Source organism: Streptomyces sp. GbtcB7 (assembly GCF_019091445.1).
Classification (GTDB): domain Bacteria; phylum Actinomycetota; class Actinomycetes; order Streptomycetales; family Streptomycetaceae; genus Streptomyces; species Streptomyces mirabilis.
Map to the genome: position 1 here is coordinate 65,693 of NZ_JAGXJM010000026.1, position 22,359 is coordinate 88,051.

The 22,359-nt window shown below is 69.1% G+C and carries 18 protein-coding genes; 7 read left to right on the forward strand and 11 right to left on the reverse strand.

Annotation, left to right across the window (positions count from 1 at the left end; translation table 11 throughout):
- The first annotated feature begins 55 nt into the window (after positions 1-55).
- The 3 genes from KVT44_RS35620 to KVT44_RS35630 all read left to right on the forward strand — a co-directional run bounded on the left by KVT44_RS35620 (position 56) and on the right by KVT44_RS35630 (position 3,385).
- Entirely contained in the window at positions 56-1,192 is a 1,137-nt protein-coding gene (locus tag KVT44_RS35620; protein WP_217571528.1) for a pectinesterase family protein, read from the forward strand.
- Between the two features lies 1 nt (position 1,193).
- On the forward strand, positions 1,194-2,210 hold the full coding sequence (locus KVT44_RS35625; protein WP_217571530.1) for a pectinesterase family protein: 1,017 nt from the start codon (positions 1,194-1,196) through the stop codon (positions 2,208-2,210).
- Positions 2,211-2,272: 62 nt separating this feature from the next.
- Positions 2,273-3,385, forward strand: a complete 1,113-nt coding sequence (locus tag KVT44_RS35630; protein WP_217571532.1) for a chondroitinase-B domain-containing protein — start codon at positions 2,273-2,275, stop codon at positions 3,383-3,385.
- 68 nt (positions 3,386-3,453) lie between these two features.
- On the opposite strand, the gene KVT44_RS35635 is transcribed toward KVT44_RS35630, so the two are convergent.
- From KVT44_RS35635 to KVT44_RS35650, 4 genes are all read right to left on the reverse strand, one after another.
- Positions 3,454-3,765: a hypothetical protein gene (locus tag KVT44_RS35635; RefSeq protein ID WP_190170330.1), complete on the reverse strand. Its 312-nt coding sequence runs from the start codon at positions 3,763-3,765 to the stop codon at positions 3,454-3,456.
- Positions 3,766-3,870: 105 nt separating this feature from the next.
- Positions 3,871-4,302 (reverse strand): hypothetical protein, encoded by a 432-nt coding sequence (locus KVT44_RS35640; RefSeq protein ID WP_254650353.1) that lies wholly within the window; start codon positions 4,300-4,302, stop codon positions 3,871-3,873.
- A gap of 25 nt (positions 4,303-4,327) precedes the next feature.
- Complete coding sequence (locus KVT44_RS35645; RefSeq protein ID WP_217571536.1) at positions 4,328-8,593, reverse strand: RHS repeat-associated core domain-containing protein; 4,266 nt, start codon at positions 8,591-8,593, stop codon at positions 4,328-4,330.
- Positions 8,583-8,960 (reverse strand): hypothetical protein, encoded by a 378-nt coding sequence (locus KVT44_RS35650; RefSeq protein ID WP_217571538.1) that lies wholly within the window; start codon positions 8,958-8,960, stop codon positions 8,583-8,585. Before KVT44_RS35650 ends, KVT44_RS35645 begins: the two co-directional genes overlap by 11 nt.
- 232 nt (positions 8,961-9,192) lie before the next feature.
- Here KVT44_RS35650 and KVT44_RS35655 point away from each other — a divergent pair, with 232 nt between their 5' ends.
- Entirely contained in the window at positions 9,193-9,987 is a 795-nt protein-coding gene (locus tag KVT44_RS35655; RefSeq protein WP_217571540.1) for an HAD family acid phosphatase, read from the forward strand.
- 19 nt (positions 9,988-10,006) lie between these two features.
- On the opposite strand, the gene KVT44_RS35660 is transcribed toward KVT44_RS35655, so the two are convergent.
- Positions 10,007-12,226, reverse strand: coding sequence for a family 43 glycosylhydrolase (locus KVT44_RS35660; protein ID WP_217571542.1), 2,220 nt, complete (start codon positions 12,224-12,226; stop codon positions 10,007-10,009).
- 234 nt (positions 12,227-12,460) lie between these two features.
- On the opposite strand from KVT44_RS35660, the gene KVT44_RS35665 reads away from it, so the two are divergent.
- Positions 12,461-13,618: a right-handed parallel beta-helix repeat-containing protein gene (locus KVT44_RS35665; RefSeq protein WP_190170336.1), complete on the forward strand. Its 1,158-nt coding sequence runs from the start codon at positions 12,461-12,463 to the stop codon at positions 13,616-13,618.
- A gap of 107 nt (positions 13,619-13,725) precedes the next feature.
- Here the strand turns inward: KVT44_RS35665 and KVT44_RS35670 are convergent, their stop codons facing one another.
- From KVT44_RS35670 to KVT44_RS35680, 3 genes are all read right to left on the reverse strand, one after another.
- Complete coding sequence (locus KVT44_RS35670) at positions 13,726-14,556, reverse strand: pectate lyase (RefSeq protein ID WP_217571544.1); 831 nt, start codon at positions 14,554-14,556, stop codon at positions 13,726-13,728.
- Positions 14,557-14,656: 100 nt separating this feature from the next.
- A complete protein-coding gene (locus tag KVT44_RS35675) occupies positions 14,657-15,520 on the reverse strand; it encodes a hypothetical protein (RefSeq protein ID WP_217571546.1) in 864 nt (287 codons plus the stop codon).
- On the reverse strand, positions 15,517-16,083 hold the full coding sequence (locus tag KVT44_RS35680) for a SigE family RNA polymerase sigma factor (RefSeq protein ID WP_060902186.1): 567 nt from the start codon (positions 16,081-16,083) through the stop codon (positions 15,517-15,519). Before KVT44_RS35680 ends, KVT44_RS35675 begins: the two co-directional genes overlap by 4 nt.
- 260 nt (positions 16,084-16,343) lie before the next feature.
- Between KVT44_RS35680 and KVT44_RS35685 the strand changes: the two genes are divergently transcribed.
- Positions 16,344-17,795, forward strand: a complete 1,452-nt coding sequence (locus KVT44_RS35685) for an NCS2 family permease (RefSeq protein WP_097284153.1) — start codon at positions 16,344-16,346, stop codon at positions 17,793-17,795.
- A 79-nt stretch (positions 17,796-17,874) separates the two neighbouring features.
- Here the strand turns inward: KVT44_RS35685 and KVT44_RS35690 are convergent, their stop codons facing one another.
- From KVT44_RS35690 to KVT44_RS35700, 3 genes are all read right to left on the reverse strand, one after another.
- Positions 17,875-19,326, reverse strand: coding sequence for a penicillin-binding protein 2 (locus KVT44_RS35690; protein ID WP_099923366.1), 1,452 nt, complete (start codon positions 19,324-19,326; stop codon positions 17,875-17,877).
- Between the two features lie 112 nt (positions 19,327-19,438).
- Positions 19,439-19,912 (reverse strand): GNAT family N-acetyltransferase, encoded by a 474-nt coding sequence (locus KVT44_RS35695; RefSeq protein ID WP_217571548.1) that lies wholly within the window; start codon positions 19,910-19,912, stop codon positions 19,439-19,441.
- A 2-nt stretch (positions 19,913-19,914) separates the two neighbouring features.
- On the reverse strand, positions 19,915-20,688 hold the full coding sequence (locus KVT44_RS35700; protein WP_028803360.1) for an IclR family transcriptional regulator: 774 nt from the start codon (positions 20,686-20,688) through the stop codon (positions 19,915-19,917).
- Positions 20,689-20,819: 131 nt separating this feature from the next.
- On the opposite strand from KVT44_RS35700, the gene KVT44_RS35705 reads away from it, so the two are divergent.
- Entirely contained in the window at positions 20,820-22,349 is a 1,530-nt protein-coding gene (locus KVT44_RS35705; RefSeq protein ID WP_217571550.1) for an aldehyde dehydrogenase (NADP(+)), read from the forward strand.
- The last annotated feature ends 10 nt before the right edge of the window (positions 22,350-22,359 follow it).

Genomic DNA, 22,359 nt, shown 5'->3' on the forward strand with positions numbered 1-22,359 from the left:
TCCCGCAGAGCCCGCGAGGCTTCTGAACCTCGCGGCACAGCGAAGGAGCATCGCCATGCTCTCCCGCACCACCACACCCGGCCCTGCCGTCCCCAGCCGGAGAACCTTCCTCGGCGCCGGAGCCGCTCTCGCGCTCGGCCTCGCGACTCCCGCGCGGGCCCAGGCGCGGCCCCAGGAGAAGTCCCCCTTCGGGCGTTACGGTTCGCCGTCCGCCCGGCTCACCGAGCGGACCCTGTACGTCCACCCCGGCGGCCTCGGTGACCACACCACCGTCCAGGCCGCCGTGACCGCGGCGAGTGGCAGCGGGTTCACGCTGGTCATCGCGCCGGGCGCCTACCGCGAGACGGTAGCCGTCAGCGTCGCCCGTACGGAGATGACCTGGATCGGCGCCTCCGGGGACCCGCGTGACGTCGTCGTCGTGTACGACAACGCCAACGGCACCCCGAAGCCGGGCGGCGGCACCTACGGGACCACCGGGTCGGCCACCACCACCGTGCAGGCCGACGGGTTCACCGCCCGCTCGATCACCTTCGCCAACGACTTCCTGCGCGCCGACCACCCCGAGATCACCGGCACCCAGGCGGTCGCCGTCAAGGTGCAGGGCGACCGCTCGGCCTTCGTGGGGTGCCGGTTCCTGGGCCACCAGGACACGCTGTACGCCGACTCGATCGCGCTCGGCACCTTCGCCCGCCAGTACTACCGCGACTGTTACGTCGAAGGTGACGTGGACTTCGTCTTCGGGCGGGCGACCGCCGTCTTCGAGCGCTGCCACTTCCGCACCCTGAACCGCACGGACCTGGCGACCGCCCCGTACGGCTTCGTCTTCGCCCCCTCCACCGCGCTCGCCAACCCGCGCGGCCACCTGGTCACCCACGGCCGTGTCAGCAGCGAGGCCCCGGACGCGTACTACAAGCTCGCCCGCCCCTGGGTGCCCGGCTCGGACACCACCGCCCGGCCCATGCTGACCGTCCGCGACACCCGCCTCGCCGCCGGGATCGACGCGGTCGCGCCCTACACCGACATGGCGGACACCTATCCGTGGCAGAGCCAGCGCTTCGCCGAGTACCGGAACACGGGGCCGGGGTCCGTGATCACCATCCCCGAGAACCGTCCCCAACTGAGCCCCGGGGAGGCCGAGTCGGCGACCCGGGAGGCGTACCTCGGCGACTGGACACCGTGGAAGGGGTGCTGAGATGCGCCGACGCGCCTTTCTCGCCACGGCCGGTGCGCTCGGCTTCCTCGGCGCGACTCCCGCCTTCGCGGGCGGGCGCCGGGTGCTGCACGTCCGCCCCGGTGACTCCGTCCAGGCCGCCGTCGACGCGGTGACGGGCGTCGGCTGGACGATCGTCGTGCACCCGGGCACATACCGCGAGGTCGTGAACATCCCCGCCGACAAGGCCGGCCTGACGCTGCTCGGCGCCGGCCGCGACCCGCGCGACGCCGTCGTCGTGTACGACAACGCCAACGGCACCCAGAAGCCGGACGGCTCCGGAACGTACGGCACCGCGGGCTCCGCCACCTTCACCTCGGCGGCGCCGGGGCTCACCGTGCGCGGGCTGACGCTCGCCAACGACTGGCTGCGCGCCGATCACCCGGACATCACCGGGACCCAGGCGGTGGCGGCGTACGTCACCGGGGACCGCTCGTCCTTCACCCACGTCCGCCTGCTGGCACACCAGGACACCCTGTTCGCGGACACGACGGCCCTGACCACCTTCGACCGCCAGTACTACCGCGACTGCTACATCGAGGGCGACGTCGACTTCGTCTTCGGGCGGGCCACCGCCGTCTTCGAGCGCTGCCACTTCCACACCCTCGACCGGGACGTCGCCTTCAAGCCCGAGGGGATGGTCTTCGCGCCCTCCACGGCCCGCGCCAACCCGCACGGTTTCCTGGCCCTGCACGGCCGGGTCACCTCGGGCGCGCAGGACGGTGCGTACAAGATCGCGCGGCCGTGGGTGCCGTCGTACGAGACGACGGCCTGGCCGTCCCTGGTCGTACGGGAGACGGAACTCGGCCCCGGCATCGACGCGGTGGCGCCCTACGTCGACATGCGCGAGGCCTACCCCTGGCAGTCCATGCGCTTTCGCGAGTACCGCAACACCGGCCCCGGCGCGGAGATCACCGTCCCGGAGAACCGTCCCCAGCTCACGGACACGGAAGCCATATCGCACACGCGTGCGGCGTATCTCGGCGACTGGTGCCCGTGATGTCCCCGCACCGATCACCGCAGTAGCTCCCCCCACCCGTATCGACGAAAGGACCGCACTCCATGTCTCGTCGAACCGCTCTCGCCCTCGGCGCCACCCTGGCGCTCGGCGCCGGACTCGCCGTCCTGCCCACCCAGGCCCAGGCGGCGACCGTCGTCGTCAGCACCACGGCCGACCTCACCAGCGCCATCAAGAACGCCACCGCCGGCACCGTCATCCAGGTGCGCGCCGGCACGTACTACCCGACGGCCACCCTCCAGTCGACGGCCAACGGCACCTCGTCGAGCCCCGTCACCCTCCAGGCGTACGGCTCGGAGACGGTGAAGATCGACGGCTCGTCGCTGCCCGCCGGGGACTGGATCTTCAAGCTGACCGCCGACTACTGGAACGTCTCCAACCTCACCTTCCAGAACTCCCCGGACAGCGCGGTCGTCTGCCAGTCCTGCACCGGCACGAACTGGAACAACATCAAGACCATCAACGGCGGCGACTCCGGCTTCACGCTCACGGGTGACGGCACCGTCAACAACACGGTCAAGAACCTCGACTCGTCCGGCAACTACGACGCCGCCACCCATGGCGAGAACGCGGACGGAGTCGCCGTGAAGTTCGGCTCCGGCACCGGCAACCTGATCACCGGCGCCCGCCTGTACAACAACTCGGACGACGGCATCGACTTCTGGTCCTTCTCGTCGCCCGTCACCGTCGAGCACACCTGGTCCTTCGGCAACGGCAAGAACCGCTGGGGCGACTCGGCCTTCGCGGGCGACGGCAACGGCTACAAGCTGGGCGGCGACGGCGAGGTCGTCGCACACGTCGTCAACAACTCCGCCGCCTGGGACGACGCGGGCAACGGCTTCACCGAGAACTCCAACACCGGCTCGATCGTCATCAACCGCACCACCGCGTACGCCAACGGCAAGTACGGCTACTACTTCGCCACCAGCTCCGCGAAGCTCGGCAAGAACCTGGCGGTGAGCAACGGCAGCGCGGCGGTCTCCAAGGGGTCCTCGGTCACGTCCGCCGGCAGCAACTGGGACTCGGGCGTCTCCACCCCGTCCTTCGTCTCCACGGACGCGTCGACGACGTACAACTCCCGCAAGTCCGACGGCTCGCTGCCCGCGACGACGTTCCTGACGACGGGGAGCACGACGATCGGCGCCACGATGAACTAGTCCTCAGCAGGCGCTCCGTGCGGGAAGCGGCACGGCCGACCGCTTCCCGCACGTACGTCGGCGCACACTCAGCCCAAGTGCCACAGGGCGTACGCCACCACGCACAGGATCACACCGGCGAACGCCATCAGCGCACCCAGGAACCGGAGATAGCCAGGGGTCGCGAAGAGGGTGGGAGACCCGCCCAGGCGCCCCATCGCCGCCCAGCTCTCCTCATTCTTGCGGCGAATCCGCTCGGAGCGTCGGGTGGTGATCCCCCGTACGTCGAACGCCCAACTCACTCCGCACCAGAGGGCGCCCAGGCCACCCAGCAGGAACACGGCGAGGACGACCGGCGAGGGGCCGTGCGACCCCGCGGCGAGGTTGAACTCTTCAGTCAATTTCTCAGATCCGTTCACAACAATTACTTCCGGCGGAATTCGACCAGCCGCGGGCCGCTCGCGGCGGCCGGTGCGGAGTATTCCCCGCGCTGAATCTCCCCGGATTCACCGGATCGTCACGAAACCCACGACGGGGCCGTCCTCCGTCGCGGAGGCCGCGACGGCGAAGGCGCGATCCGGGAACGTCTCGCTCAGGCACCGGCGCCAGGAAGCCGCGATCTCCTCCGCCAGGGCGAGGCCGCCGGCCTCGGATTCGCTGTCTTCCGGAATGTCGATGTACTCCCACAGTCGGAATTCGTTCAACGTGGCCTCGATCGACGTGGCGTCACCCTGCAACTGGTCCTGCCAGGTACGGAAGTTCGCCGGATCGTAGACACGGTCCCAGAGTACGCAGCCCTCGATCTCCACGAACCGTGGCATGAAAACCCGGGCGAGGGCGGCCCATTCGCCCAGCCCCGCATGCTGGGAGAGGTAGTCCAGATAGTCCGTCCCGTCGCCGACCGCCTCCGTCCACTCTCTGACGTCCGGAATGTTCATGGGGTCCATCGAATACTCTTCTCGCTCACTGAGGAAGCTCGTCGGCCCTGGCGGGGCGCGGCATCTTGTCCCACGTCAGGAAGGTCTGCCCGGTCTTGGGATTCACATTCTTGTGCGTCTCCAGCACGTGCGGCGCCGGAACTCCGCCGTGCGGCGCCGAATTCGGGTCCACGTCGACGCGTTTGACGGGGAGTCCTTGATCATCGTAAACAGCGTAGGCCGTCACGGTTCCGTCGTCCTTGCGGCGCACCAGGACCTCGTTCGGCTTCGCCGACTTGGGGAACCGGCCGCTGTACGGGGTCGCGTTGGAAAGGTCGATACCGCACTTGGGGGCGAGGCCCAGGGGGTCCGTCCAGCCCAGTGCGTTCACCACGTACGCGTAAGGATTGTTCGCGGGCTCCAGCCCCAGTGGGTCGGGACTGATGTACCGGGCGGTCTCCGGGTCGTAGTAGCGGTGCAGGTTGTAGCGCAGCCCCGTCTCGCGGTCGGCGTACTGCCCCGGGAAGCGCAACGGGCAGTCGACCGTCGCCTCGTCGTCCTGCGGAGACGGGAAGCCGGTGCCCCAGAGGGTGGTACGCCGTTGCCAGGCCAAGTCCCCGGTCGCCGAGACCAGTTCCGTGGGCGTGCCGACCGGGTCCGTGATCACGGCGTGGAAGCACGCCTCGCGCTCGGGGCTCGTCTCCTGCGCCAACCGGGCCAGGAAGGACGTACCGACGGACGCGGGCGGCGGCTTGTGGTCGGTCTGGGCGACCGGGCGGTGGCTGTCCGGTGCGTAGTCCCAGGTGCTGACGCGGCCGTCCGGTGCGGTCCGCTCGGCCAGCCGAGTGTCGTCCCAGGTGAACTCCGTACGGTCGGCTTCGGAGCCGTCCTCGGCCGACCGGTATTTGGCGGTGCGGCGGCCCAGCGGGTCATAGGTGTACCGCCAGCGGTCGCCCTCCGGGGTGACCGCCTCGGTCAGTCGGTCCTCGGCGTTCCAGGTGTACGTCCAGGTGAGGCTCCGGCCGTTGAGGAGCTTGCGCGACTTGCGCACCAGACGGCCGTGCGGGTCGTGTTCGTAGGTGGTGCGGCCGGCCCGGCGGATACGCGTGCCATCGAACTCGCGTTCGTCGGGAGTTTCGTGCGTGGGTCCGGTGGTGCGCACGACGTTGCCCGCCGAGTCATATGCGTACGTCTCGGTCCAGCCGTGCGCCCGTACACCGACGACCCGGCCGATGCCGTCCAGGTCGAAACGGCGGGTGCCCGAGGTGAGTTCACGGATCTCGGTGAGATAGCCGTCGGCCCGGTAGGCATAGGTGCGGTGCTGGAGGTGGCGGTCCGCTCCGGTCGCCCCCGACGTCGACGTCAGGGACTGCGTGGTCAGACGTCCGGCCGTGGTCCAGCTCTGTGCGAGCGTCACGTCCGCGCCGACACGGCGCTCCGTCTCGCGGCCCGCTGCGTCGTGGGAGAAGGTCAGAGATCCCGCTGCCGACCGTAGTTCGACGGGCCGCCCCACCGGGTCGTACGTCCAGTCGGAGACGAGGCCCGACGGTGTCACGCGGCGAGTGCGGCGGCCGAGCACGTCGTAGGTGAACGTGGTCGTGCGTCCGTTCACGGTTTCCGACAGCACGCGGCTCAGCGCATCGCGTTCCAGTACGACCTCGGCGTTCGCGTCGGCCGCGCGGGAGAGCTCGCCGTCCGGACCGTAGGCGTACGTCGTGACGTCGTTCGTTCCGGTGTGCTGTGCCACGACCCGGCCCAGCGTGTCCCGGGTGAAGCGCAGAGTCTCTTCGGCCGCGTTGGTGCGGGAGGTCAGCCGACCCGCCGCGTCGTGCGTATACGTCAGTGTCCGGCCGTCGAAGTCGGTCTCCACCCTCAGGCGGCCCGCCTCGTCGTAGGTGTACGACCAGGTCAGGCCCTGCGGATTGGTGACGCCGGTCAGCCGCAGCTCGGTGTCGTAGGCGAACTCGTAGCACGCGCCGTCCGGGTCTGTCCGGGTGGCCGGCACGTCGAAGTGCGTGGGGGTGTGCAGGGTGGTGTTGCCCGCGGGGTCGACGTGGGACAGCAGGTTGCCCTCCGCGTCCCAGGTCCACGACTCCCGTGCGCCGTCCGCCCGTTCGCGCCACGCGGGCTTGCCCTCGGTGGTCCAGCCCATGCGGGTGGCGTGGCCCAGCGGGTCGGTGACCTCGACGACGCGGCCGAAGAGGTCCCGGCGCACGGAGGTCGTGTGACCCAGTTCGTCGGTGAGGGCGATGGGCAGCCCGGCCGCGTCGTAGGCCGTCCTGCGCGTGTGACCGAGCGCGTCCGTGTGGGCTGTCGGACGGCCCGACTCGTCGTAGGTGTGAAGGGTTTCGGCGCCGCACGGGTCGACGGTCGTCAGCAGGTTGCCGCGCTCGTCGTAAGTGTGCAGCCAGATCGCACCGCCCGGCTCCACGACCTCCGTCGGCAGACCGAGCGTGTTGTACGTCGCCCGGGCCACCGACCCGTCCGGCAGGGTGAGCTCCGTCAGGTTCCCGGACTCGTCGTGGGCGTAGTGGGTGGTACCGCCCAGTGGATCGGTGACGGCGAGGGGTTTGGTCCCGTACGCGTCCCACTCCGTGCGCGTGACATGCCCCAGCGGGTCCGTCTCCTCGACGACCAGGCCCTCGGAGTTGTATCGATGGCTGGAGACGCGGCCGAGTGAATCGGTGTACGTCGTCGTGGCCGCCGCCTCGTCGTACGTCAGCGTGCCCGAGAGGATGCCGTCGACGCCCTCGGTGCGGACGACGCGGCCGCGTTCGTCGTAGACGTAGGAGAACCAGGTCCCGTTGCGGTCGGTCCAGCGCGTCATCCGGCCCTGGTCGTCGTAGGTGAACCGGAGCGGCTCACCGCTGGAGTTGATGACCTCGGTGAGGTTGCCGGACGGGTCGTAGCCGTACCGCATGACGGGCGTGCCCTCGCCCACCGGGCCGTCGGGGCCGTAGCGGGAGGGGGGTTCGTCGAGCAGGCGCAGGGCGGTGACGCGGGGGCCCTGGGTGTCGACGGCCAGGTAGTAGCCGCCGGAGTGGCGGATGCCGAACGGGATGCCTTCGTCGTCGCGCTCGACGTCGATGCGAGCGCCGTTCCGGTCGCTCCAGGAGTCCAGGGGGAGATGGAAGACGCCGAAGGAGCCCGAGGCGAAGGGGGTGCTGAAGGTGCGGACGACTCCGGAGTCGGGGTCGGTGATGGTCATGAGGCCGTCGGGCTTGCCGTCCCAGCGCAGTGGCCAGCGCGCGCCCTTCAGAGGGAGGGTCGGCACATCCGGCTCCGGCACGGGGTAGACGAGCCGCATGCCGTCCGCCGCCGCGAAGACGACACCCTCGCCGTCGATCTGCACGCACTCGTCGAGGGTGGAGATCCAGGTCGGGCCGAAACAGACCCCGCCCCGATAGGAGGACAGGTGGGTGCGCTGGAAGAGGAGGGGAAGGGACGCCGGCAGTGTGAGGTCGGTCTGGGACATCAGCATGGCGCCCGTCGCCACGTCGATCGGCTCGCCGACGCACGGCGTGCGATCCGCGTTGCGCGCGGCGGGTCCCAGCTCGACCAGGTCGGGGCGGAGGGACGGCGGGCGCAGCAGGAGGGGAGTGGTGTCGCTGAACGCGCCCTCCATGCCCGCCTTCAGTACGCCGCCGCCCGCGCCCAGCGCGCCGCCGAAGATCATGCCGTCCTTGGCGGCCTGGTTGACCTCGTCCAGGCTGAAGCCCTGCTGCAGACCGGTGACCATCTTCAGGGGCTGGGCCACGGCCAGGTCGACGGTGACCGACTCGATACCGCCGAAGGCCGCCGCGACCAGGGTGCCCGCCGCTATCTCCGCGACGGTGGTGGAGACCGCGATGCCCATGGTGGCGCCGAACTCGATGATGGCGTCGGCCGCCGCGACGGCGGCTCCGGAGGCGAGGCCCGCCGTGAAGAAGGCCAGCGCCACCCCGCCCGCGATCACGGCGGCGTCGATGCCGATCTGCGTCCAGAGTTTGTTGATGGCGTCGTCGATGGCGTCCGCGAACTTGTCCAGGGCCTTCGCCATCGCCCGGGAGGACTCCGCCAGGTCGCTCAGCCAGCCGGCGTCCTTGCCCTTGGCGTAGCGGTTCCAGAACTTCTCGAACGCGTCGATCGACTCGCCGGAGTTGTGGTGGATGAGGGAGGACGCACTCGTGTGCACCGGTCCCCGTACGTCGTCGACCGCGTCGGCGAAGGTGCGCCAGGCGGTGGCCGCGGCCCGCAGCGAACCGGAGTTGGCGTCCGGCCACCACAGGCCCAGCTTCAGCAGGATCTTCTTGGCCTCGTCCTCAACGCTCACCGGAACCGTCGCTCCCTGCCTTGTCGGTCCCGGCGGTCTTCACCTCGGTGAACATTCCCGCGATGAGCTGGTCGTTGTCGACGGTGCCGTCCGCCAGGTCTTTCATGGCCTCATGGATGCTCACCAGACCGAGTACGAGGGTGCCCGCCGCGCTCTCTATCTTCTTCTGCTGCGGTGAGTAGGCGTCCCCGAACTCCTTGCCCTGTTTGTCGTCGCCCCAGGGTTTTCCCAGGCTGTCCAGGGTGGTGACGAGGGTGGTGAGTGCCTTGCTGAGGTTCTTGGCCCCTTCGTGGAAGTCCGGCGCCGCGCGCTTCGGATCGGCGGTGTGGATGTGCAGAACCATGCCGTCGCCGTTGCCATCACCCATGCGGCTCTCCCCGTCTGACGCATCGTTCGCATGTGCGTTCCGACCCTAGGAGAACCGGTTCAAGGGAAGGTCAAGTGGACGCCACCTGCGGGCAATGCATCCGGGGAGTTGCCGCCCGCGGGTGAGGTCTCGATCGGATAAAGCCTCCCGCATGGCATGCGTGATGCGCGTAGACAGTCCCTGACCTGGCGCGGAATGACCTGGTCACCCATCACCCAGATCCGGAGAATCCATGCGGAAGTCCCTCAGAGCGGCAGCCATCGCGGCCGCTTGTGCCGTCGCCGGCGGCGCCCTCTACGGCACCGGCGTCGCCACCGCCGGCCAGTCGACGGCCAACTCGACCCACGAGCCCTACAACATCGGGCTCCTGGTCAAGGACATCGACACCTACTACGGCACCACGCTCGACAGCAACGGTGTGTACCAGGCGTCCAAGGACAGCCAGTACGCCAAGGACCTGGCGCGCCTGGAGTCGGACGCCAAGCACTACATCGACAAGGCGGCGCGCAAGGCGAAGCACCACGGCGAGAAGCCCGCGGTCGTCTTCGACGTCGACGACACGCTGCTGCTCTCCCTCGACTACGAGAAGAAGACCAACTACACGTACAACTCGGCCTCCTGGGCCGCGTACGTGGCCCAGGCCGACCGTCCGGCCGTCTTCGGCACCCCCGAACTCGTCGCGTACGCCGAGTCCAAGGGCGTCGAGGTCTTCTACAACTCGGGCCTGAAGGAGTCGCAGCGCGTCTCCGCGGTCGCGAACCTGAAGAAGGTCGGCGCCGACATCAACCTCGACGCCGACCACATGTTCCTCAAGGACGCGGCCAACCCGCCGGCCTACCTGAGCGCCTGCGCCACGGCCGCCGCCTGGAACTGCACCACCGTGCAGTACAAGTCCGGCACCCGTAAGCACATCGAGTCCCTCGGGTACGACATCGTCGCCAACTTCGGCGACCAGTACTCCGACCTCGACGGAGGCTACGCCGACAAGACGTTCAAGCTCCCGAACCCGACGTACTTCGTCAGCTAGTACTCAGGACCCGTAGTACTCAGGAGCCGGTCCGTACGGGGCGGATCGACTCCAGGGTCGGCACCACCGGTTCGATCGTTCCGTCGGCCGCGAACTCCATGCGGTCGATGGTGGTCTCCCGGTGCGTGCCGTCCCCGCCCGCCTTCCCGGGGCCGTTCAGGGCGAACCGGTGGTAGACGATGTACCAGTCGTCGGTGCCGGGGACGTTCACCACGGAGTGGTGTCCGGTGCCCTTGATGCCGTACTCCGGGCGCTTGGACAGGATCGTGCCCCGCTTGGTCCACGGACCGAGCGGGGACGGTCCGGTGGCGTAGGCGACGTGGTAGTTCTCGCTGCGGGTGTCGTCCTCGGACCACATGAAGTAGTACGTGCCCCGCCGCTCGACGACGAAGGATCCCTCACGGAAGTCGGGCTGCGTGATGTCCCGCACCTGCGAGGCGTCGAACGACACCATGTCGGCGTTCAGCGGCACCACGTATCCGTGGCCGTTGCCCCAGTACAGGTACGACTGCCCGTCGTCGTCCGTGAACACCGCCGGGTCGATCATCTGGCCCGTCAACCGGCCCTTGGCCACCAGGGGTCTGCCCAGCGCGTCCTTGAAGGGACCGGCCGGGGAGTCGGCCACGGCCACGCCGATCTGCTGCTCCGCACAGAAGTAGAAGTAGTACTTGCCGTCGCGTTCGGCGATCGCCGGGGCCCAGGCGTTCTTGTCCGCCCAGGACACATCGGGTCCCAGGTCCAGGATCACACCGTGGTCCTTCCAGTGGACCAGGTCCTTCGACGAGTACGCCTTGAAGCTCGTCCCGCTCCACCCCGCGTAGCCGTCCGTCGTCGGATAGATCCAGTACTGGCCGTCCAGGTAATGGACGTCCGGGTCGGCGTTGAGGCCGGGGAGGACCGGGCTGCGGTTGGGTACCGCCTCGACCGTCCAGGTCCGGCTCGTCCCGTCCGGGGCCGTCACGGTGTAGGTGCGCGGGGTGCGGAAGTCCCGGGGGGTGCCCGAGGCCGGGCTGACCTTCGCGCCCGCGCCGACCGCGAGGGTGGGGGCGAGGTGCCTGAGGTCCGTGTCCGGCTTCATCGGCAGGACGACCTTCGAGGCCGACTCGGTGACGATCGCATACCCGTTCTGGCCCTTCGCGGTCGCGTCCACGACCGACGTGCCGGTCACCGGGTAGGCGGCCAGCAGCCGGTCGTACTCCGCCTGCGTCACCGGCATCACCGTGCCGTGCCGGGGGCTCGCGGGCAGCTGGTAGTTCGTCGACATGGTCCACTTGCCCGAGTCGAGGTCGGTCGTCTCGAAGGGGACGTAACCGCGGCTGCCGTACTCGTCGATGAACAGGTACCACTTGTTCCCGGTGTTGGACTTGAAGACCGTCGGGCCCTCGCCGCGGTCGATCGAGCCGCTGCCGATGCAGTCCGAGACGAAGTCGTACTTGGTGTTCGTCAGGGAGGTCGACTTCTCGCCGGTGATGAACTTCGAGCAGGGGCTGGAGGAGCTGGGATCGCGCTCGTCCTTGGTGTAGCGGTAGTAGCTGCCCTTGTTCTTGATGACCGTCGAGTCGATCACCGAGTAGCCCGGGTCGTCCCAGACCTTCGGCTCGCTGAAGGTGCGGAAGTCCTTCGTGGTGGCGTACAGCATCTTGTTGTACGTCGATCCGGTGTGGTCCGGGTCGTCGTCGGCGTACAGCTTGGACGCCCAGAAGACGACGTACTCACCGAGCGAGTCGTCCCAATAGGCCTCCGGCGCCCAGGTGTTGCCCGCGCTGTCGGGGGCCACCTTCACCAGGCGCTGGTCGGTCCAGTGCACCAGGTCGGTGGACTCCCAGATCATGATGGACCTGCTGCCGTGCCGCTGCACGTAGTCCCAGCTGCCGCTGGAGTTCTGGTACATCTTCAGGTCGGTGGCGATGAGGAAGAACTTGTCGCCCTTGGGGGAGCGGATCACGAAGGGGTCGCGCAGTCCCTTCTCGCCGATGGTGGAGGTCAGGACGGGATTGCCCGCGTTCAACTCCCGCCAGTGCAACGGGTCGTTGCCGCGGCTCAGGGCGTAGCGGATCTGCTCGCCGTCGGCGGTGCCCTCGCCGGTGAAGTAGGCGAAGAGATAACCGGCGTACTTCGGTTCGTTCACGTGCGGTGCTCCCGAAGGTGACGGTGACGCGGGGCTCGGTGGGGCGGCCAGCAGGCCCAGGAGGAGCGCGAGGACGGGGATCAGGAGCGCGCGGGCGGTGCGGCGTCGCATGACACATCCTGTCGGAGTCTGGTGGATTCTGTGGGGGAAACGCTCTCGGAGTGTTGCCAGTGGGGGACAGCGCGTCAATTGATGAAAGCGGCACGACAGCCAGCGAAAGTTTCGACCTTTTTCGTGAGCCCTCGGCAACCTTTCCCGCCACCGCGGCGACCCGGGAGCAGAAGCGGGCCGGGGCGGCCCCTCCGGCCCGCTTCGTCTCCCGTCCCCCTAGGAAAGGAACGCCCCGTGCTTCTGAGCACCGGACGCCACCGCAGGACCCGTACGCTCTCGATCGCCGCGGCGGTGGCCGTCGCCGCGGGAGCGGGTGGCGTCTACCTCGGCCTCGCGAACAACGGCTCGGCGCAGGCCGCCGCCACCACGGTCACCGTCTCCACCACCGCGCAGCTCCAGACGGCCGTCGCCAATGCCGCCGCGGGCACGACCATCCAGGTGCGCGGCGGCACGTACTACCCGACGGCCACGCTGAAGTCGACGGCGAACGGCACCGGTTCCACGCGGATCACGCTCACCGCGTACGGCAGCGAGAAGGTGAAGATCGACGGTTCCAAGCTGGCCGCCGGTTCCTGGCTGGCCGGCATCTACGGCGACTACTGGACCGTCCAGAACATCACCTGGCAGAACTCGCCCGCCCAGGGCTTCGTCGCCACCTCCTCCGTCGGTGGCGTCTTCAAGAACCTCGTCACCGCGAACAACGGGGACTCGGGCTTCACGCTGCGCGGCGACGGCACGACCGACAACCTCGTGCAGAACCTGGACAGTTACGGCAACTACGACGCCGCGAACCACGGGCAGAACGCCGACGGCATCGCCATCAAGTTCGGCTCCGGCACCGGCAACAAGGTCACCGGCGCGCGCCTCTACAACAACGCGGACGACGGCCTCGACCTCTGGCAGTTCTCCTCGCCGATCACCATCGAGCACTCGTGGTCGTACGGGAACGGCAAGAACCGCTGGAACGACTCCGCCTTCGAGGGCAACGGCAACGGCTTCAAGCTCGGCGGCGGCGGTGCTTCGGTCGCCCACGTCGTGAACAACGACGCGGCCTGGGACAACGCGGGCAACGGCTTCACCGAGAACTCCAACACCGGGGCCATCGTGCTCAACCGCAACACCGCCTACGCCAACACCGACGCGGGCTTCTTCTTCGCGACCGGCAAGGCGCGGCTCGCCAGGAACCTCGCGGTGAGCAACAAGGGCGGCCTGGACAAGCTCGGTTCCGCCACGGTCTCCGCGGCCAACAACTGGGACAGCGGCACCTCGACGCCGTCCTTCAAGACGACGGACGCGAGCACGGCGTACGGTGCCCGCTCGTCGAGCGGTTCGCTGCCGGCGACCACGTTCCTGACGACGGGCTCGACGACCATCGGCTCGACCATGAACTGACGTACCCGCGTCCTGACGTACGAGGGAAAGTGAACGCCCCCGCCGGTCGTCACCGGCGGGGGCGTTCCTCTGACTGGCTCCGAGGGGGGCTCAGGCCAGCAGATCCATTACTTGTACGTGATGTCAGATGACGTGAACCTGCAGAAGGTTCCGTCCGCGCCGGTGCCGAGCTCGGTGGGCTCCTTGCCGCTGCTGTTGCCCTTGAAACGCACGCAGGTCTTGAGTTTCTTCTTGGTGTCGCCGGTGACACGGATCTTCGACAGCGTCGCCGTGTCGCCGAAGTTGGAGTTGATGCCGACCAACGCCTTGCCCGGGGCGGTCGCGTCGATGTCGCTGAGCACGATCGTGCGCTTGTACTGCGTCCTGCAGTTGCCGCAGGAGCGCGCCAGCTTGCCGAAGTTCTCCACGTGGAAGCCGGTGATGGAGAGCTTGCCGGCGCCGTTGAACTGGAACACCTTGTCGGAGGCCTTCTGCGCGCCACCGCCGATCACGTTGTACTTCGCGGACGACGCCTTGCCCTTGAAGGTGGCCGCGTCCTCGCCGACGTCCAGCCACCACACGTTCTGCAACGTGCAGCTGCCCAGACAGTGCACGCCGTCGGCGGCCGGGGTGCCGATGATGACGTTCTTGAGGACCGCGCCGTCCTTGAGCTCGAAGATCGGGCCCTGGTTCTCCGACTGGTCGGAGGTGCCGAGGGAACCACTGCCGAAGAACTTCGTCAGCTTGCCGTCGTAGGTGCCCGAGACCGAGATCGTCTTCGAGACGGCCTTGCTGCCCTTGGCCGTCGGCCAGACGGAACTCGCGCCCGCGGTGCTCAGCATCGACGTCGTGACGAGCGCGGCCCCGGTGATGCCGAGTGCGGCGACCCCACCGATCACGGACCGCCGCCCGGTGAGGCGACGACGGTGCCGGACGCGCTGATCAACTCGTGCAGTCATGAAGCGGGTTTCCTTGCGGGGAGGAGGACGTGTTCGTCTCCAGGTCGCCGCAGGTGAGGAAAGGGTTGCCGCCGTCCGCAGGTTTTTTCGAGGGGATTTTCTACGAGTCGCCGTCGGTGCCGCTCGCGGCGGCGAAGTCGCCCGCCACCGACAGCGTGCTGTCCGCGTTCCTCGCGTCCGCCGAGTAGCTGTCGTCCTTGGCGTCCCGGCCGCCGCGGGTGTGGTTGTACTGGCCCGCGAAGACCCACTGGCCGGCCGCGAGGGTGTGGCCGTCCTTGAGCACCCAGGTGTAGACGAGGAAGCCGTCCTTCTCGGTGACCGTCGTCGTGAAGTCGCTCTCGGGTGCCGAGCGCCAGGAGCCCGCGTCGCTGACCCCGCCGGTCTGCCTGATCTTCAACTCGACGGTGAGCGAGGTGAGCTTGTCGGCGTTCTTCAGGGTCACATTGCTCTGCGCCCAGAAGTCGTTGCTGTGCGGATCGACCGAGCCGTCGGACCACAGCGAGCCGTCCTGGTTGCCCGCGGCGGGCGCCTTGGGCGCGGCGGGCGAGGAGTTCGCGGCCGAGGGGGTGTCCGAGGGGGAGGCGCTCGCCTTCCCGGACGGCTTCGAGGCACCCGAGGTGTGCGAGGGGTGCGGCACGACGGGCGCGCGGCTCGTCGCGTCCGGGGAGACGGCCGGGGTCGGCGAGACCGCGACCGTCTGCTGCGGCGGGTTGTTCTCCTGCACCGCCGCGGCCACCCAGTAGCCGCCGACCGCGAGGACGCCCGCCACCGCGGCCGTGGCGCCGACGATCCGTCCCCAGCCGAGCACCGGCGGACGCGCCGCGCGCCGGGGCCGACGCTCGGAGGCGCCGGACATCCCGCGCTCGACCCGGGCCAGGATGCGCGCGCGGTCGGGCTCATGCGCCTCGGCCGCCTCGTGCAGCCTGGCGCGCAGCTCGTCGTGCACGTCCTGCGCCTTCCTCATCGGTCCCTTCCTCCGGCTCCACCCGTGGGCAGCACACCTGCGTGCACCCGCATCGGGGCCTCTTCGGTGCCGAGGAGCCGCTTCAGTTCGGCCATGCCCTTCGACGTCTGGGACTTAACCGTACCCACGGAAACACCGAGGGCGAGCGCCGTGTCCTTCTCCGAGAGGTCGAAAGCGTGCCGAAGCACGACACATGCGCGCTTACGGAACGGCAGCCGGCGCAGCGCCTCCTGGACGTCGATCTTCCCCGCTATGTCGGGGTTCTCGGTCTTGTCCTCGCGCTGCGACCAGAACAGTGTGATCCGTCTGCGCTCGCGCACCGCGCTGCGGATCCGGGTGCGGGCCAGGTTCGCGACGACACCGCGGGCGTACGCCACCGGGTGGTCGGCCGCGCGCACCCGGTCCCAGCGGTGCCACAGCGCGAGCAGCGCGTCGGCCGCCAGATCGTCGGCGGCGTCCGCCTCGCCGGTCAACAGATGGGCGAAGCGGGCGAGTTCGGCATGGTGCCGCTCGAAGAAGGCGTGGAACTCCACGGAGGCTGCGTCGTCGACGACAGTGCCCACGGCTACCTCTCCTTGCTGCGGCTTTTGAGCAACCGGTGCGGGTGCGTGCGTATACGGCCCCCGTGCGCCACCCGTGAAGGAATGGTGCCCCTGTGGGGCGAGATGCGTGAGCGTACCAGCGATGCGTACAGGGCTTCGAACAGCGTATGGCGGGCCGAACTCGATTCCGTAACACGGCGAAAACCTGAAAGCGGTTCAACGCGGGAACAATCCAGCCAGCATCCGCACACCCAGCACGCAGGCCACAAGGAGTATCAGCCATGTCCGAAACCCAGAAGGTGGCCGACCGGCCAAGTGCCGCGCCACCGGCGGCGAACAGCGTCGACCGGTTCTTCAGGATCTCCGAACGGGGCTCCACCTTCGGCCGGGAGATACGCGGCGGATTCGCCACGTTCTTCACCATGGCCTACATCCTTGTCCTGAACCCGATCATCCTCGGCAGCGCCAAGGACAAGTTCGGCCACCAGCTCGACAGCGGCCAACTCGTCACGGCCACCGCCCTGGTGGCCGCGGTGATGACCGTCATCATGGGCGTGGGCGGCAACCTGCCCCTCGCGATCGCCGCGGGCCTCGGCCTGAACGCCGTCGTCGCCTTCCAGATCGCCCCCCTGATGAGCTGGCCCGACGCGATGGGCCTGGTGGTCATCGAAGGCGTGATCATCTGCGTACTGGTCCTCACCGGACTGCGCGAAGCCGTCATGAACGCCATCCCGCAACCGCTGAAGCACGCCATCGGCGTGGGCATCGGACTCTTCATCGCCTTCATCGGCTTCGTGGACGCCGGTTTCGTCAGCCGCATCCCGGACGTCGCGAACACCACCGTGCCGGTGCAGTTGGGCGCGACCGGTTCGCTGACCGGCTGGCCCGTGCTGGTCTTCTGTCTCGGCGTGCTGCTCACCATCGGACTGATGGCACGCAAGGTCAAGGGCGCCATCCTGATCAGCATCGTGACGATGACCGTGGTCGCCGTGATCATCAACTCGGCCGCCGACATCAAGAGTTGGGGTCTGACCACGCCGAAGATCCCCTCCGACGTGGTGGCCACCCCGGACTTCGGTCTCGTCGGACACTTCAGTCTGTTCGGCGGCTTCGGCGAGACCGGCGCCCTGACCGTCGTCCTGCTGATCTTCACCCTGATCCTGTCGGACTTCTTCGACGCCATGGGCACGATCGTCGGCATCAGCGCCGAGGCCGGACTGCTCGACGAGGAGGGCAAGGTGCCCGGCATCGGCCGGGTGCTGTTCATCGACGGCGCCGCGGCCGTCGCGGGCGGCGCGGCCTCCGCCTCCTCCAACACCGCCTACATCGAGTCCGCGGCCGGCGTCGGCGAGGGCTCGCGCACCGGCTTCTCGAACCTGGTCACCGGCGGCATGTTCGCCCTCGCCCTGTTCCTGACCCCGCTGCTCACCATCGTCCCGCTCCAGGCGGCGGCCCCCGCTCTGGTCGCGGTCGGCTTCCTGATGATGACGCAGGTCAAGCACATCGAATGGGACAGCTACGAGATCGCGATCCCCGCGTTCCTGACCATCGCGGCGATGCCGTTCACCTACTCGATCACCAACGGCATCGGGGCCGGCTTCGTCGCCTATGTCGTGATCAAGGCGGTGCTCGGGAAGATCCGTGAGGTCCACTGGCTGCTGTGGGCCGTGTCGGCGCTGTTCCTGGTGTACTTCGCGATCGATCCGGTGAGGCAGCTGTTCGGCGTGAAGTGACCGTACGGGAGTGAAGTGACCGTACGAAGGAAGGGCCGCCCCCAGGGGTGCGGGGCGGCCCTTCGTCGTGCGCGGTGCGTCAGTTCTTCAGCGCCGCCCGCATCATGGCCTTGGCCACCGGCGCCGCCAGGCCGTTGCCGCTGACCTCGGACCTCGCCGCGTCGGACTGCTCGACGATGACCGCCACGGCGACCTCCTTGCCGTTCGAGTCGGACTTCGCGTACGACGTGAACCAGGCGTACGGCGTCTTGCTGTTCTTCTCGCCGTGCTGGGCCGTGCCCGTCTTGCCGCCCACGGTCGCGCCGGAGATCTTCGCGTTCGTGCCCGTGCCCTCGGTGACGACCGTCTGCATCGCGGACTGGAGCTGCTCGGCGGTCGTCGAGCTGACGATCTCCTTGGTTTCGGTGCTGTCGTCGTAGTTCTTCACCACATTGCCGCTCGCGTCACTGGTCTGCGACACCATGTGCGGCGAGACCAGCTTGCCGCCGTTGGCGATGGCGGCCGACACCATCGCCATCTGCAGCGGGGTCGCCGTGACGTCGTACTGGCCGATGCCGGTCAGCGCCGTGGACGACTCGTCCATGTTCGAGGGGTAGACGCTCGGGTACGCCCGTACCGGCACGTCCTGCGAGCTGTCGTTGAAGCCGAACTTCTCCGCCATCGCCTTGACCTTGTCCTGCCCGAGGTCGACGGCCATCTTCGCGAAGACGTTGTTGCACGAGTACTGCAGCGCCACCCGGATCGAGGCGTTCTTGCAGGGCGCGGAGGCGCTCTCGTTCGACAGGTCGGTCCTCGTGTTCGGCAGTGTGTACGGGTTCGGGCTGTCCGTGCCGGTGTCCACGTTCTTGTACAGCCCGTCCTCCAGCGCCGCCGCCGCGACCACCAGCTTGAACGTCGACCCGGGGGGCAGCGGCTGGCGCAGCGCCCGGTTGGTCATCGGCTTGTCCGCGTCCTTCGTCAGCTTCGTCCAGGCGGCGGAGTCACCGGTGCTGAGCCGCGAGGGGTCGTACGACGGAGTGGAGACCACCGCGAGGATCTTGCCGTTCGTCGGGTCGATCGCGACGGCCGCGCCCTTCTTGGCGCCGAGCGCCGCGTACGCCGCCTTCTGCACGTCCGGGTCGATGGTCGTGACCACGTCACCAGGGCTGGCGCGCTTGTTGGTGACGGTGTCGAGGGGGTTCTTCAGCTGGTTGTCCGTGCCGTCGAGCAGGCCCTGGTAGACGCCCTCCAACTGGGTCGCCCCGAACACCTGGGAGCTGTAGCCCGTGACCGCCGCGTACAGGCTGCCGTCCGTGTACGTCCGCTTGTACTTGAGGTCGCTGCCCTTCGTCTGCGCGGAGCCGGTGATCGCCCGGCCGGCCACGATGATGTTCCCGAGCGGGTTCGCGTACTGCTCGATCGCGTTCCGTCGGTTGTCCTTGTTGTCCGCGAGTGCCTTGCCGTCGTAGAACTGCACCCAGGTCGCCCTGACCAGCAGGGAGAGCACGAGCAGCAGAGTGAAGACGGCGGCACGCCTGATCGTCTTGTTCATCCCGCTCAGAAGGACGAGCGGAAGGGAGCGAATCGTTCCCTTCCGCCCGCATTTCTCATGCGCTGTTCATGAAGTCCGGCTCATATGAAGTCCGGCTCGCATGAAGTCCCGCTCAGCCCTCCAGGGTGAGCACGACCTCGTCCGTGTCCTCGCCGCGCGCGTGCGCGTACCCCCGGGCGTTCGCGGTGACCCGGAACCCGCACTTCTCCAGGACCCGCCGCGACCCCGCGTTGTCGGCCGCCGCCCGCGCGTGCAGCGGGCGTTCGGGCACCTCGGCCAGCAGGTCCCGCAGCGCGGCCGTCGCGATGCCCCGGCCCCAGTACGCCCGGTCGATCCAGTAGGTGACCTCGCGCTCGCCGGGATCCCCGTACACCGCGGCGCTGCCCACGACGTCGCCGTCCGCGAGGATCGTGCGCGGCACCACGTCGGACGAGGCGCGGACGCGCTTCCAGTGGGCGTCGAAGGCGTCCCGGTCGGTCGGGTCCTCGGCGGTGAAGGCGGCCATCCGCAGGGACTCGGGGTCGTTCATCAGCCGGAAGAAGACCGGCAGATCACTGTCGTGTACCGGGCGGAGCGAGATTTCCATCGTCAGAGCCTCCGGGTGGCGAGGGTCAGCCGGTCGCGGGCGTCGAACAGGGCGTCCTTGACCATCTGTTCGTGCGCGGGGGTGAGCCGGGCCACCGGGACCGAGCAGCTGATCGCGTCCCGGGCGGGGGTGCGGTAGGGGATCGCGACGCCGAAGCAGCGCAGCCCCAGCGTGTTCTCCTCACGGTCCACGGCGAAGCCCTGCTCCCGGACCTGGTGCAGCTCCTCGATGAGCTTCTCCCGGTCGGTGATCGTGTGCTCGGTCAGGGCGGGGAGCGTCTCGGGCAGCATCTTGCGGACCTGCTCGTCGGTGTGGGTGGCGAGCAGCGCCTTGCCGAGCGAGGTCGAGTGCGCGGGGAGCCGGCGGCCCACCCGGGTGAAGGGGCGCAGGTAGTGCTGCGACTGGCGGGTGGCCAGGTACACGACGTTCGTGCCGTCCAGACGCGCCAGGTGGATGGTCTCCGTGGTGTCGTCGGAGAGCCGGTCCAGGGTCGGGCGGGCCGCGGCGACCACCTCGTCGCCGTCGATGTACGAGGTGCCGACCAGCAGCGCCCGTACGCCGATGCCGTACCGCGTGCCCGTCGCGTCCGTCTCGACCCAGCCGAGCTCCACGAGGGTGCGCAGCAGCATGTAGAGGCTGGATTTCGGATAGCCGACGGCCTCCTGGACCGCGGCCAGGGAGTGCATACCGGGCCGGCCCGCGAAGTACTCGAGCAATTCCACGGTCCGTACCGCGGACTTGACCTGCGCTCCGCCGCCTGTCTCGCCTGCCGACATCGCCCTTGACCCCCTCGTTCGACGGGAAATAGTCTCCGCATCATATTCACCATCAGAGACAGCGTTCAGTATATCGAACACCGCTGGTGGGTGAGACAAGAACTGCGGCATTACATCTGGAGGGACCCGCGGTGGCAGCAGCACCAGTCTGGAGTGTCGACCCCCGTACCGGGAAGCAGCGCGAGCAGGTTGCGGTGGAGGCCACGGCCCAGGAGGTCGACGAGGCCGTCCGCGCCGCGCACGCCGCCCGGGGAGCCCTCGTCGACCGCACCGTGCGCGCGGCCTTCCTGAGGACCGCCGCGGACCTGCTCGAAGCGGCCAAGGAACAGCTCGTCGAGGCCGCCGACGCGGAGACCGCGCTCGGCCCGGTCCGGCTCACCGGCGAACTCGCCCGCACCTGCTACCAGCTGCGGGCCTTCGGCGGCATCGTCGACGAGGGCGCGTTCCTCGACGTCGTCATCAGCCACCCCGACGACACGGCGACCCCGCCGATCCCGGACCTGCGCCGCTACAAGGTGCCGCTGGGTGTCGTCGCCGTCTACTCCGCCTCCAACTTCCCCTTCGCCTTCTCCGTCGCCGGCGGCGACACCGCGAGCGCGCTGGCGGCCGGCTGCCCGGTCGTGGTCAAGGCCCACCCCGACCACCCGGCGCTCTCCGAGCTGGTCGCGGCCGTACTGCGCCGGGCCGCCGCCCGGCACGACATCCCGGGCGGTGTCATCGGCCTCGTGCACGGCTTCGAGGCGGGCGTCGAACTCGTCAAGCACCCGCTGGTCGCGGCGGCCGGGTTCACCGGCTCCATCCGCGGTGGCCGTGCCCTGTTCGACGCGGCGGCCGCGCGCCCCGTGCCGATCCCCTTCCACGGCGAGCTGGGCTCCCTCAACCCCGTCGTGATCACCGAGGCCGCGGCGGCCGAGCGCGCCGAGGCGATCGGCGCCGGGCTCGCGGGCTCGATGACGCTGGGCGTCGGCCAGTTCTGCGTGAAGCCGGGCCTGGTCCTGGCGCCCGCGGGCGCGGCGGGCGACCGTCTGGTGAAGTCCCTGACCGACGCCGTCAGCGACACCGACGCGGGCGTCCTCCTGGACCATCGCATGCGCGACAACTTCATCGCGGGTGTCGCCGAGCGCGCCGGGCTCCCCGGCGTCGAGAGCCCGGTGACCCCGGGCTCGGGCGGCGAGCACACGGTGAGCCCCGGCTTCCTGACCGTGCCCGCGCAGAAGCTCGTCACCGAGGGCGAGCACGACCTGCTCCTGGAGGAGTGCTTCGGCCCGCTCACGGTCGTCGCCCGCTACGAGGACGAGTCCGAGGCCAGCGCGGTCCTCTCGCGCCTTCCCGGCAACCTCACCGCGACCGTGCAGTTGTCGGCGGAGGAGGCGGCGGGCGAAGGCCGCGGCGCGGAGATCCTCGCCGAGCTGACGCCGCTCGCCGGGCGCGTCCTGGTCAACGGCTGGCCCACCGGTGTCGCCGTCGCCCCCGCCCAGCACCACGGCGGTCCCTACCCGGCGACGACGTCGACCTCGACGTCGGTCGGCGGTACGGCGATCGAGCGCTGGCTGCGGCCGGTGGCGTACCAGAACGCGCCGGAGGCGCTGCTGCCGCCGGAGCTGCGGGACGACAACCCGCTGGGGTTGCCGCGACGGTACGACGGCCGTCTGGAGCGGTAGCGCTCCGCGG